Origin of the sequence: Collinsella aerofaciens (genome assembly GCF_040910265.1) — a bacterium.
In the GTDB taxonomy this organism is placed as follows: Bacteria; Actinomycetota; Coriobacteriia; order Coriobacteriales; family Coriobacteriaceae; genus Collinsella; species Collinsella aerofaciens_BK.
Window position 1 is genome coordinate 1 of sequence record NZ_JBDGAW010000010.1, and the last position, 12,553, is coordinate 12,553.

The 12,553-nt window shown below is 59.1% G+C and carries 8 protein-coding genes; 6 read left to right on the forward strand and 2 right to left on the reverse strand.

Features of this window, described 5'->3' with window-relative positions:
* The first annotated feature begins 268 nt into the window (after positions 1-268).
* Entirely contained in the window at positions 269-1,780 is a 1,512-nt protein-coding gene (locus AB5Z14_RS05590; protein ID WP_089571691.1) for an IMP dehydrogenase, read from the forward strand.
* A 58-nt stretch (positions 1,781-1,838) separates the two neighbouring features.
* Here the strand turns inward: AB5Z14_RS05590 and AB5Z14_RS05595 are convergent, their stop codons facing one another.
* Positions 1,839-2,702 (reverse strand): SinI family restriction endonuclease, encoded by an 864-nt coding sequence (locus AB5Z14_RS05595; protein WP_368130647.1) that lies wholly within the window; start codon positions 2,700-2,702, stop codon positions 1,839-1,841.
* A 111-nt stretch (positions 2,703-2,813) separates the two neighbouring features.
* Here AB5Z14_RS05595 and AB5Z14_RS05600 point away from each other — a divergent pair, with 111 nt between their 5' ends.
* Together AB5Z14_RS05600 and leuS are read left to right on the forward strand one after the other, a co-directional pair.
* A complete protein-coding gene (locus AB5Z14_RS05600) occupies positions 2,814-4,163 on the forward strand; it encodes a DNA cytosine methyltransferase (protein ID WP_368130648.1) in 1,350 nt (449 codons plus the stop codon).
* Positions 4,164-4,376: 213 nt separating this feature from the next.
* On the forward strand, positions 4,377-6,953 hold the full coding sequence (gene leuS / locus AB5Z14_RS05605; protein ID WP_368130649.1) for a leucine--tRNA ligase: 2,577 nt from the start codon (positions 4,377-4,379) through the stop codon (positions 6,951-6,953).
* Positions 6,954-7,057: 104 nt separating this feature from the next.
* Here the strand turns inward: leuS and AB5Z14_RS05610 are convergent, their stop codons facing one another.
* Positions 7,058-7,630: a DUF3558 domain-containing protein gene (locus AB5Z14_RS05610; protein ID WP_368130650.1), complete on the reverse strand. Its 573-nt coding sequence runs from the start codon at positions 7,628-7,630 to the stop codon at positions 7,058-7,060.
* 369 nt (positions 7,631-7,999) lie between these two features.
* Here AB5Z14_RS05610 and rimP point away from each other — a divergent pair, with 369 nt between their 5' ends.
* The 3 genes from rimP (at position 8,000) to infB (ending at position 12,549) form a co-directional block, all read left to right on the forward strand.
* Positions 8,000-8,494: a ribosome maturation factor RimP gene (rimP, locus tag AB5Z14_RS05615; protein ID WP_118267782.1), complete on the forward strand. Its 495-nt coding sequence runs from the start codon at positions 8,000-8,002 to the stop codon at positions 8,492-8,494.
* A 1-nt stretch (position 8,495) separates the two neighbouring features.
* Entirely contained in the window at positions 8,496-9,743 is a 1,248-nt protein-coding gene (gene nusA, locus AB5Z14_RS05620) for a transcription termination factor NusA (protein ID WP_368130651.1), read from the forward strand.
* 91 nt (positions 9,744-9,834) lie between these two features.
* On the forward strand, positions 9,835-12,549 hold the full coding sequence (gene infB / locus AB5Z14_RS05625) for a translation initiation factor IF-2 (RefSeq protein WP_089571695.1): 2,715 nt from the start codon (positions 9,835-9,837) through the stop codon (positions 12,547-12,549).
* Positions 12,550-12,553 lie beyond the last annotated feature (4 nt).

The window sequence follows — 12,553 nt, forward strand, 5'->3', positions numbered from 1 at the left end:
GCCGTGGCCGAACACGCCCGGCAGATCCTTGTCGCACGACTGAATGACCAACTTTGCCGTCGTCTTGTACTCCATACGCCCCACGTCTCCCCGCTAAAGTGTTTGCTGGGCAAACGCAAAGCCTGCGTCAAACCCTCGTGTGCTCTTCTTAAATCATGCATTGTAGCAGTCAAAGTGCGTTAAGATAATTCGCCAGTATTGGGCGCCCAAGGTTGGGCTGGGTCCTACGAGGCCTGCAGCCGACCGGTCGCATGGAAAAAGGAGAAACATGGCTACGTTCTTTCCCGGTGAGTCCCACACGTTTTCGGAGTATCTGCTGGTCCCTGGCTATTCGTCCTCGCAGTGCATCCCCAACAACGTCTCTCTTAAGACGCCGCTAACCCGCTTTAAGCGCGGTGAGAAGCCGGCAATCACCCTGAACATCCCCATGGTTTCCGCCATCATGCAGTCCGTCTCGGGCGTCGACATGGGTGTCGCGCTTGCTACCGAGGGTGGCCTGTCCTTCATCTACGGTTCTCAGACCCCCGAGTCCGAGGCTGCTATGGTCAAGGCCGTTAAGGATCACAAGGCTGGTTTCGTTCAGTCCGATTCCACGCTGACCCCCGACATGACCATGGAGCAGGTTATCGAGCTCAAGGAGAAGACCGGCCACTCCACCATGCCGGTCACCGACGATGGCACCCCCAAGGGCAAGCTCCTGGGTATCGTTACCAGCCGTGACTATCGTCCCAGCCGCGATGACCACCAGAAGAAGGTTTCCGAGTTCATGACCCCGCGTGAGCAGCTCATCGTGGGCGACAAGAACATCAGCCTCAAGGTCGCCAACGACGTCATCTGGGACAACAAGCTCAACGCTCTGCCCATCGTCGACGACAACGATCACCTCATGGGCATCGTCTTCCGCAAGGACTACGACAGCCACAAGACCAACCCCAACGAGCTCCTCGATAACGACAAGCGCTACATGGTCGGCGCCGGCATCAACACCCGCGACTATGCCGAGCGTGTGCCGCTGCTCATCGAGGCCGGTGCCGATGTCCTGTGCATCGACTCCTCCGAGGGCTTCAGCGAGTGGCAGAAGCGCACCATCGAGTGGATCCGCGCCAACTACGGCGAGGACGTCAAGGTCGGTGCCGGTAACGTTGTCGACGCCGAGGGCTTCCGCTTCCTGGCCGACTGCGGTGCCGACTTCATCAAGGTCGGTATCGGCGGCGGTTCCATCTGCATCACTCGCGAGACCAAGGGTATCGGTCGTGGCCAGGCCACCGCGCTGATCGACGTCTGCCGCGCCCGTGACGAGTACTACGAGGAGACCGGTGTTTACGTGCCCGTGTGCTCCGACGGCGGTATCGTCTACGACTACCACATGACGCTCGCCCTTGCTATGGGTGCCGACTTTATGATGCTTGGTCGCTACTTCGCCCGCTTCGATGAGAGCCCGACCGAGCGCGTCAACGTCAACGGCCAGTACATGAAGGAGTACTGGGGCGAGGGTTCTGCGCGTGCACGCAACTGGCAGCGTTACGACCTGGGCGGCGCCGCGAAGCTCAGCTTTGTCGAGGGCGTCGACTCCTACGTTCCCTACGCCGGCTCCCTCAAGGACGGTGTGGGCGGCACGCTCTACAAGGTCAAGTCCACGATGTGCAACTGCGGCGCCCTCTCGATCCCCGAGCTCCAGGAAAAGGCACGCCTGACCCTGGTCAGCTCTACCTCCATCGTCGAAGGCGGCGCCCACGACGTAGTCGTGAAAGATTCGCAGCAGTCCGTAAGTTATCGCTAGTTACTAAATAATTTATGAAAATGGGGTCGCGTGTCTGGTGGATTGCGACCCCATTTTGTTATAGGTCTCCTTCTCTTTCGCTAATCAGATAAGGATTGTTTCTGACCGTGTTTGAAACAAAATCCAAATAGTCTGCCTCGGTGACGAGATCATTCGGAACAGGTTTATCTACCGTACTGCCCTCTCGAACAATTTCAATCAACTTTGGCCAATATGTTTCAATCTTTCCGTTACGACGCTCCGCCTTCATTCGATTCCATGCTTTTGCGCCGCAGGATTCTCTGAAACCCTTTCCTGAACTATTTTCAGTATTCGTTTTGTTTTTTACCTGAAACATGGCAGTGCATTCATCGTTGCAAAAGTCGATTGCCGTGAGAATCTTCCCTCTGCACCAAATCCATCCATATGGCTTAATTTTTGAATATATGTACTCCTCCAATAGGTTGCCACCTATATTTTCAGCACTCATGAATAAATTGTGGTGCGCCGCCCACTCGTAAGCGCGCTCTTTTGATCCTGCGTGTTTTGCGTCCATTACCATATGTATCAGTGCTTCATCGGTAACCGTCTTTTTGGGATTCGCGACATAATCACTTGGAAGCGACTGCCATCCCGAAAGAAATTTTGAAATCCATTTGTTTAGCCAAAGTTCCAAAAATGCTTTCGAGTCTAGTTCGAGTATATCTGGCTTCATTGGAATCGAGGGAATCATTGCTGAGGTTTCGGCTTGGAGAAGAATGGGAAATAGCGACTTCATTTCCCTTTTTCTTTCATCGGCGTTATAGCGACAGGTTTCGTTGTTAATTGTTCGGTCTGCGATGGATTCAAAGAGTTCTTGCGCCGGAATGTGATGCGAGTTGCAGTAATTCAGTGATTCGGATAATTTCTTTTTGACATCTTCACGTTTTGCGTTTTTAGCCATGGTCGTGCCTCCTTTGTGTTGATTTTCAACTAGATAAAACCTATACACAAGCGTATATTTGAATTAAAATGGACTAAAAAATGTTCAATTACTTAATTACTGGAGTCCATTTTGGAAAATGAGGCGATACTGTCTTCCGCGGAAGTTGCGAGCCGTCTTGGGGTGACATCTCAGACTGTTACAAGACTATCTCGTAACGGAGATCTCAATTATGCGCTTGTTGGTAAGCGTAGAGTCTATAGAGAGAACGAAATAATCAGCTTTATGAGGAAAAAAAATCTATGCTTCGCTCCCGCAGACCATCGCGCTACTGAAGTAGTTGATTCGGCATTAACTGCGGTTTCTTTTTTTTCTGGGGCGCTTGGCTTGGATTATGGAATGGAGAGGGCCGGTATTTCGTCCAGTCTTTACTGTGAAAATGACACGAAGTGCCGAATGACTATTGCGTCCAATCGGCCTAATGTTGGTTTGTTAGGAGACATTAATAAGGTTACTCCCGATCGGGTATTTGATTATTCGGGCATTAGCCCCAAAAGGGGTATAGATGTTATGTTTGGCGGGCCTCCTTGTCAGGCATTTTCTACGGCTGGAGCGCGTCGCGCCTTCGATGACGTTAGGGGCAACGTATTCCTAAAGTATCTCGATCTTGCTGACCATCTTCGACCTAAGTATTTGGTAATTGAAAATGTCAGGGGGCTCTTGTCTACGGCATATCCTTTGGAAGCTGGCGGAGAGCCTGTACACGGCGGCGCTATGAAAACGGTTCTGAACAAACTTGAATCAATGGGCTATGGCGTGAGCTTCAATTTGTATAATGCTGCGAATTTTGGGGCTCCTCAAATTAGGGAGAGAGTTGTCTTGATTGCTAAACGAGACGGTTCAATCTGTGATTGGCTGACCCCCACGAATTCAAATGACCCCAAGTGGCAACTTAATCCTTGGATGACTTTTTCAGATGCCGTTCGGGGATTAAAAGACGAACACCATTACGTTCAGTTTCCGGAAAAAAGGCTTAAGTATTTTAAGTTGCTTAAAGAGGGTGAGTATTGGAAGAATTTGCCTGTGGAGCTTCAGGAAGAGGCGATGGGGAAAGCGTACCGGCTTGGAGGCGGTAAAACGGGTTTTTATAGAAGAATATGGAATGATCGGCCTTCTCCAACTTTAGTCACAAGCCCGACAATGCCTGCTACCGATTTGTGCCACCCCACAGAAGATCGCCCTCTTTCAATTGAGGAATATCGTGCCATTCAGGGCTTTCCGGATGATTGGATTTTCCGAGGTGATATTAGCGATATATATAGGCAAATCGGCAATGCTGTTCCCATTGCTTTGGGGGAGGCTATAGGCAAGTCAATTCTTAAAGACATGTCGAAGTCCAATGGCAACAATAAAGACTTGTTCGAAGGCTTCCCGTATTCAAGATATAAAAACTCAAGCCAGTTGACTTGGAGTATTCGATAGTTCGGTTTGTTGCAAGTTGCATACACCTTGTATTTCGTGATTTGCTATCATCAGTCGAGTTAACGATGTGGCGGGGCGTTCTCACCTTTGCTCGCTGCAAGTTCCGCACGAGCCGAAGAGCACTTAATGTGCTCTTCGTGCGAGCAGGACTGTCCGCAGCAGCGAGCAAAGGTAAGAACGCCCCGCCCCAACCGAGATAACAAAGGAGCTGATATGTGCGATTGCACAGATCATAAGGACGAGATCCCTGCTTACGACGCGCAGGCCATTGAGTCCAAGTGGATGAAGGCCTGGGAGGACTCCAACCTCTTTGCCGTCGACACCGACGCCAGCAAGCCCAAGAAGTACGTGCTCGAGATGTTCCCGTATCCGTCGGGCGACCTGCACATGGGCCACGCGCGCAACTACACCATCGGCGATGCCATGGCCCGTCAGGCCCGCATGCGCGGCTACGACGTGCTGCATCCTATCGGCTTTGACGCCTTTGGCCTGCCCGCCGAGAACGCCGCCATCAAGCACAACACGCAGGCTGCCGCTTGGACGTACAAGAACATGGACCAGGCGCTCGCCACGATGAAGCGCATGGGCTTCTCCTACGATCTGGATCGCATGGTCAAGACCTGCAGCCCCGACTACTACCGCTGGGGTCAGTGGATCTTTGAGAAGCTGTGGGAAAAGGGTCTGGTCTACCGCAAGAAGAACCCGGTCAACTGGTGCCCTAACTGCAAGACTGTTCTGGCCAACGAGCAGGTCACCGAGGGTAAGTGCTGGCGCTGCGGCACCGAGCCCGAGAAGCGCGACCTTGAGCAGTGGTACTTCAAGATCACCGAGTACTCCCAGGAGCTGCTCGACGACTTGGAGAAGCTCCCCGGCTGGCCCGAGCGCGTCAAGCAGATGCAGGCCAACTGGATCGGTCGCTCCGAGGGCGCCGAGGTCGACTTTACCCTGTGCGACCAGGATGGCGAGCCCATCGAAGGCGACGAGGGCAAGATCACCGTCTTCACCACGCGTGCCGACACCCTTTTTGGCGTCTCCTTCTTTGTTCTGGCTCCCGAGTACGCCGGCCTGCATGAACTCGTCGAGGGCACAGAGTACGAGGAGGCCGTCACCAAGATCGTCGAGGACTCCAAGCATATCTCTGCCGTCGAGCGTGCCCAGGGCACCCTCGAGAAGCACGGTGCCTTCACGGGCCGCTATGTGGTAAACCCCGTCAACGGCGAGAAGGTCCCCGTGTGGGTTGCCGATTATGTCGTTGCCGACTACGGTACCGGTGCCGTCATGGCCGTTCCCTGTGGCGACCAGCGCGACTTTGAGTTCGCCCGCAAGTACGACCTGCCGATCGTGCCGATTATCCTGGACGATGACGACCGCGCAGCCGTCGAGGCTAACGGTGAGACCATCGATACCTTCCATGCCGAGACTGTCGACTGGGATTGCGCCCACGCTGCCGAGGGCACGCTCGTCCAGTCCGGCAAGTACACCGGCATGCGCGGCGGCAAGCACTCCGAGGGCGAGGCTGCGATCGTGGCCGACCTCGAGGCCATGGGCTGCGGTCGTCGCAAGGTCGAGTTCCGTCTGCGCGACTGGCTCATTTCCCGTCAGCGCTATTGGGGCAACCCCATCCCGGCCATCCACTGCGAACACTGCGGCATCGTGCCCGTGCCCGAGGATCAGCTGCCGGTGACGCTGCCCGAGAACCTGGACCTGGGCGCCGGCGAAACCCTCGCCGAGTGCAAGGAGTTCTACGAGACCACCTGCCCGGTCTGCGGTCGCCCGGCCAAGCGCGAGACCGATACCATGGACACCTTCACTTGCTCCAGCTGGTACTACCTGCGCTATACCGACCCGCACAACACTGAGCTGCCCTTCTCCAAGGAAGCCGCCGACCGTTGGATGCCCGTCGATAACTACATCGGCGGCATCGAGCACGCCATTCTGCACCTGCTCTACAGCCGTTTCTTTACCAAGGCACTGCGCGACTTGGGCCTGCTGAGCGTGGACGAGCCCTTCACCAACCTGCTGTGCCAGGGCATGGTCAAGGACGAGAACGGCGACACCATGTCCAAGTCCAAGGGCAACGTCGTGCCCCCGAGCTCGGTTATTGAGCCCTACGGTGCCGACACCATGCGTCTGGCGATCCTGTTTATCGCCCCGCCCGAGAAGGACTTCGACTGGGATCCCAAGGCCGTCGAGGGCGCCAACCGCTTCATTAAGCGCGCCTGGCGTATCGTTTGGCAGCTCGTCCAGTCCGGCGACGCCAACGTGGCCTTCGACAAGTCCGCGCTCGACGAGGTCGCGATGAAGCTCTATCGCGAGCGTCACCGCACCATCGCCAAGTGCACCGAGGACTTCGATCGCGGCCAGTTCAACACCGCCATCTCGGCCATCATGGAGCTCGTCAACGCGGCGAGCGCCTACCTCAATGCCACCGAGGGTGCTGACCGCGACAAGGCCCTGTGCTACGGCGTGGCCAAGGACATCGTGAGCGTCCTGGCGCCCATCTGCCCGTTCTGGGCCGACGAGCTGTGGCACGAGGCCCTCGGCTGCGAGGGCAACGCCTACACCGCCGCCTGGCCCGAGTTCGACCTGGCCGAGTCCATCGAGGACACGGTGCAGATCGTCGTCCAGGTGCTCGGCAAGGTCCGTGGCCGCATCGACGTGGCTCGCGATGCCTCCAACGAGGAAATGCAGGCTGCCGCCGAGGCCGCTGTCGCTAAGTGGACCGAGGGCAAGACGGTCGTCAAGGCCATCTGCGTGCCCGGCAAGCTTGTCAACCTGGTGGTTAAGTAAACGCCGCGCGCATTGTTGACGTGTTAAAGACGAGGGGCGATCCGATTGGGTCGTCCCTCGTTTTGCGTTATATGCCCTGCTTGGCTTGTGCCGAGCGTCACCCTCTACGGAATGTGTACCAAGTCCCTAAAGTAGACGTTGCCGGTTTGCTCCTCGAACATCCAGATATTAAGGTAGATGTCGTTGAGGGCGTTGTTCACATCAAAGTCCGGGTCGTCGAAGGTGCCTACAAAGGTGAGCATGGCGGTCGCTTCTTCGCCTGCGGCGACGGGCTGGCGCATGCGTACGTCGCGGACGACACCGTTGACGTAGGCATAGGAGTCCACATCGCCAAACATCATGTCGACACCGGTATTGTTGGTCACCGTAAAGACGAGCGCGGCGTCGCCGTAGCCGTCGGTGTCCTTGCCCACGCAGGTAACATGGACGTTTTCGTCTGCCTCAAGGTCAATGGGGAACTGTTCTTGTGGGTCTGGACTCAGGCCCTGGGGATCGACGATGTCTTCGTTTATTTTGTCGAAGCTCGCCGGGGGTTCGGTTTTCTCGATGGCTTTGGTGCTGCCGGGATCCGGTTCGCATGTTCCGGTTTTGCTGCTCGTTTTGCCACAGCCCGCGAGGGCCAACGAGCACGTTGCGATGGCGAGCGCAGTCATGCAGAGGGTGCCTAGGCGATTCATGGGTGCCTCCTTGCCGTAGAAGATCTCGAAAGGTTCGTCGTTGCGCGACTTGCTGGCTGGCTTGTTACAGAATGTCCCTTAGCGTAAGTCTGATCGATAGGGGCTCGGGGAGGAATGCCCTTGGGGTCCGAACGGGCCTGTGGATTGGGACGCATGGCCCGTTTTGTGGCTGTTGAGGGTGCGCCGCATGGGGTTCCTCGACCAATTGTCCTATTCTTGTGGAGAAGCTGTGCGCACGCTGACCTGCAGATTCGTACGGTGCTTGCACGTTTCCGCAGCTATTGTTATAGTTTGCTTGCAAATGAAGTTGTAATTGAAAGAAGTGGGGTTTCGGCCCCGCTTCTTTTTTGTATGGATGGAGGTGCCGCAATGGTCAAGACCAAGACCGAGCAGGCCATCATCGACGCGCTCGAGGCCGTCGCCCCCCAGCACGATGTCGACATCGTCGACGTCGAGCTCGTGGGTGCCACCAAGGCCCCCTGCGTGCGCGTGCGTATCGAGGGTGCCGAGGGTCAGAGCCTGTCGCTCAACGACGTCACGGCCAACACCAAGTGGGTCGGCGATGTGATTGAGGAGCTCGACCCCATCTCTTCGAGCTATACGCTCGAGGTGTCGAGCCCGGGTATGGCGCGTCCGCTGCGCCGCCCGAGTGACTTTGCCCGCTTTGTGGGCGAAAACTGCGAGCTCACCTCCACCGCCACCGAGGGCCGTCGCAAGTACGCCGGCAAGATTGCCGCCGCCACCGAGACGAACGTGACCCTCGAGCTCGAGGACGGCGAGTCCGTTACCCTCGATTTTTCTGATGTTAAAAAGTGCAAGTTGAAGCCCACCTACGACTTCAAGCCCGCGAAGGAAGGAAAGTAAGATGGCAGCATCCGACATGATGTCCGCCCTGATGGAGCTTTGCCAGGAGAAGCACATCGACCAGCTCTACCTGATCGACCGCCTGGAGCAGTCGCTCGCCAAGAGCTATGCCGAGATCCTGCATCTTGAGTGGGGCGCCAAGGTGACCATCGACCGCACCACCGGCAAGATCTACGTCTACCGTCTGGAGCCGATCGACGATTCCATGGACGAGGAGGGCAACTTCACCGAGTTCGAGGAGATCGACGTCACCCCCAAGAACACGAGCCGTATCGCTGCCCAGCACGCCAAGGCCGAGATCAACGCCATCGTGCGCAACTCCGCCCGCGAGCAGATCTACGAGGAGTTCTCCGGCCGCATCGGTGACCTCATCAGCGGTACCGTGCTGCAGTCCACGCCCGACTTCACGATCGTCAAGATCCGCGAGGGCGTCGAGGCCGAGCTGCCGCACTTCGATCAGCGTCGTTACGAGAACGAGCGCAACGAGCGTCCGATGGGCGAGCGCTACCTGCACAACCAGCACATCAAGGCCGTGATCATCGACGTTCGCGACCCCAACTCCAACCTGCAACCGGTTCGCGGCGAGCACAGCCGTCCGCCGATTGTCATCTCCCGTACCCACCCCGAGCTCATGCGTCGTCTGTTTGAGCAGGAGGTGCCCGAGATCTATGAGGGCACCGTCCAGATCAAGTCGATCGCCCGCGAGCCCGGCCAGCGTTCCAAGGTCGCCGTCCACTCGCTCGACGACCGTCTGGATCCCGTGGGCGCCTGCGTCGGCCCCAAGGGCAGCCGCGTGCGCGCCGTCGTGGGCGAGCTCCGTGGCGAGCGCGTCGACGTCATCCTGTGGGATGCCGATCCTGCCGTCTACGTCGCCAGCGCCCTGTCGCCTGCCAAGGTCACCCGCGTCCTCATCGACGAGGAGAAGGCCTACGCCGGCGTCATCGTGCCCGACGACCAGCTGTCCCTTGCCATCGGCAAGGAGGGCCAGAACGCCCGCCTCGCCGCGCGCCTGACCGGCTGGCACATCGACATCAAGTCCGAGACGCTTGCCGCCGACATCCTCAAGAACGTTCCCGTTCACGAGGAGCCCGCCGCCGACCTGATCGGTGACGAGGAGGACGAGGACGTCCGCCGCTGCGAGTACGTGTCCGAGGACGGCATCCAGTGCCGCAACCAGGCCCGTCCCGGCTCCCGTTTCTGCGGTGTCCACGACACCGACGCCTTCGATGATGCGGAGGACCTGATCTAGCGCGCGGTCGCGCCGGGCAGGTCCCGGCGCATCTCCCACGCTCGTTCAGTCTCTAGGCACCCAAGGTGCCAGAAAGGGTAGGTGAAGTCATATGGCAAAAGTCCGTGTGTCCACCCTGGCCAAAGAGTTCGGCATGACCTCCAAGGAACTGATGGGTCATCTCGCCGATATGAAGATTCCCGCTAAGTCCGCTTCCTCCACCTTGGAGGACGCCTATGTCGCCATGGTCCGCAAGCAGCTCGCCTCGGTGATCGAGGCCCGCGCTCAGGAAGTCGAGGCCGCCAAGCAGGCCGAGGAGCAGGCAGCTGCCGCCGAGGAGGCCGCACGCGCCGCCGAGGCCGAGCGCGAGCGCATCGCCGCCGAGAAGGCCCGCGAGGAGGAGCGCCGCCAGTTTGCCGCAGCCCAGGCTGCCGAGGAGGCTGCCCGCGCCGAGGCCGAGGCCAAGAAGAAGGCCGAGCAGGAGCGCCTTGCCCGCGAGAAGGAGGAGGCTGCCCGCGAGGCCCAGCGCCGCGCCGTTCCCGCTTCCGACTCCGGTTCGCGCTTCCGTTCGCTGCTCGACCAGATCGCCGCACAGGAGACCGTGCTCAAGGAGAAGAAGGACGCCGAGGACAAGGCTAAGGCCGAGCGCGCCGCCGAGCGCGGTAACCGTCGTGGCGGCAACAACGACCGCCGCGGTGGCCGTCGTAACGATCGCAACGCCTCCGACAACAACTCCGAGCGCAACGCCTCCGAGAGCCGTCCGCACAGCCATCGCACCAACGCCAGCAACAACGTCGCTGCCGGCATGGACTTCCCCAACCCCGATAAGCAGGGCAAGGGCAAGAAGCGCAAGGGCGGTCACAACAACGAAGAGGACCACTACAGCCGTATGGCTCGCGAGGCCGAGGAGTACAGCCGCGAGAAGGTGCTCGAGGAGGCTCGTGCCGCCGTCGAGGAGGCCTCTCGCGAGTCCACCGGTCGCCGCAAGAAGCGCAAGGAGAAGCGCGAGCGCGAGGCTGCCAAGGCTCAGGAGGAGCGCAAGATAGAGGAAGCGCTGGCCCAGGGCGTGAACCCCGAGGAGCTCGACGCCATCAAGGTTTCCCAGGGCGTTACCGTCCAGGAGCTCGCCGAGGCGCTCGACGTTCCGGCCAACGACATCATCAAGCGCCTGTTCCTGCTGGGTACGCCGCTCACCATGACGCAGTCCATGTCCGACGACCTCGTCGAGCTCGTTGCCGACGACTTGGGTCGTCAGATCAAGATCATCACCCCCGAGGAGGAGAACACCTTCTCGTTCTACGACGATCCCGCCGACCTTAAGCCGCGCGCACCGGTCGTCACCGTCATGGGCCACGTCGACCACGGCAAGACGAGCCTCCTCGACGCCATCCGTCACACCGGCGTTGCTGCCGGCGAGGCGGGCGGCATTACGCAGGCCATCGGTGCTTCGCAGGTCATGATCAACGACCGCAAGATCACCTTCATCGATACCCCGGGTCATGCCACCTTTACGGCTATGCGTGCCCGTGGCGCCAAGGTGACCGACATCGTCATTCTGATCGTGGCTGCCGACGACGGTGTCATGCCCCAGACGGTCGAGTCGATCAACCACGCCAAGGCCGCCGGCGTACCCATCGTTGTCGCCGTCAACAAGATCGATAAGCCCGGCGCCAACCCCGACCGTGTGCGTCAGGAGCTCACCGAGTACGGCGTCATCCCCGAGGAGTGGGGCGGACAGAACATGTTCGTCAACATCTCGGCCAAGCAGAAGATCGGTATCGACGATCTGCTCGAGACCGTGCTGCTCCAGGCAGATGTGCTCGAGCTCAAGGCCAACCCGGACACCTTTGCCTCCGGCAACGTCCTCGAGGCCAAGCTCGACAAGGGCCGCGGCTCGGTCGCTACCGTGCTCGTGACCCGCGGTACCCTGCACGTGGGCGATACGCTTGTCGCCGGCCTCACCTACGGCCGCGTCCGCGCCATGCTCGACCCCAAGGGCCGCGCCGTCACCGAGGCCGGTCCCTCTGACGCCGTCGAGATCCTGGGCCTGCAGTCCGTGCCCAACGCCGGTGACGAGTTCCGCGTGTTCGAGGACGAGCGTGAGGCTCGCGCGCTTGCTGACGAGCGTTCGCTCAAGGCCCGTATCGAGGAGCAGAGCCGCGTCAAGCACGTCACGCTCGAGAACCTCTTCGAGACCATTGCCGACGCCGAGGTCAAGGAGCTTAACCTGATCATCAAGGCCGACGTCCAGGGCTCCATCGAGGCCCTTCAGGACTCGCTCGACAAGATGGACCAGTCCGAGGTGCGCATCAACACGATCCACTCCGCGGTCGGCGCTATCAACGAGACCGACGTCGTCCTGGCCGACGCCTCCAACGCCATCATCATCGGCTTTGGCGTTCGTCCCGACGGTAAGGCCCGCTCCGCTGCCGAGCGCGAGGGTGTCGAGATCCGTTGCTACGACGTTATCTACAAGTGCCTCGAGGAACTCGACGCTGCCCGTATCGGTATGCTCAAGCCCACCGAGGTCGAGGTCTCCACGGGTACCGCGACCGTTCTGGACACCTTCAAGGTGCCCAAAGTCGGTATCGCCGCCGGTGTCCGCGTCGAAGAGGGCGAGATCGCTGCGACCGATTCCGTGCGCCTGGTGCGTGACGGCATCGTGGTCTTCAACGGCAAGATCGCCTCGATGCGCCACTACAAGGACGAGGCCAAGAGCCTCAAGAGCGGCTCCGAGGGCGGCATTGGCCTGGAGAACTTCCAGGACATCAAGCCCGGCGACCAGATCGAGGGTTACCGCATCGACCAGGTTGCCCGTACCGAGTAGGGGG

What these genes read in the sequence shown, in the direction of transcription:
- AB5Z14_RS05610 (WP_368130650.1), bottom strand. Translation starts at nt 7,630, where the DNA reads ATGAATCGCCTAGGCACCCTCTGCATGACTGCGCTCGCCATCGCAACG.
- AB5Z14_RS05595 (WP_368130647.1), bottom strand. Translation starts at nt 2,702, where the DNA reads ATGGCTAAAAACGCAAAACGTGAAGATGTCAAAAAGAAATTATCCGAA.
- AB5Z14_RS05590 (WP_089571691.1), top strand. Translation starts at nt 269, where the DNA reads ATGGCTACGTTCTTTCCCGGTGAGTCCCACACGTTTTCGGAGTATCTG.
- leuS (WP_368130649.1), top strand. Translation starts at nt 4,377, where the DNA reads ATGTGCGATTGCACAGATCATAAGGACGAGATCCCTGCTTACGACGCG.
- infB (WP_089571695.1), top strand. Translation starts at nt 9,835, where the DNA reads ATGGCAAAAGTCCGTGTGTCCACCCTGGCCAAAGAGTTCGGCATGACC.
- rimP (WP_118267782.1), top strand. Translation starts at nt 8,000, where the DNA reads ATGGTCAAGACCAAGACCGAGCAGGCCATCATCGACGCGCTCGAGGCC.
- nusA (WP_368130651.1), top strand. Translation starts at nt 8,496, where the DNA reads ATGGCAGCATCCGACATGATGTCCGCCCTGATGGAGCTTTGCCAGGAG.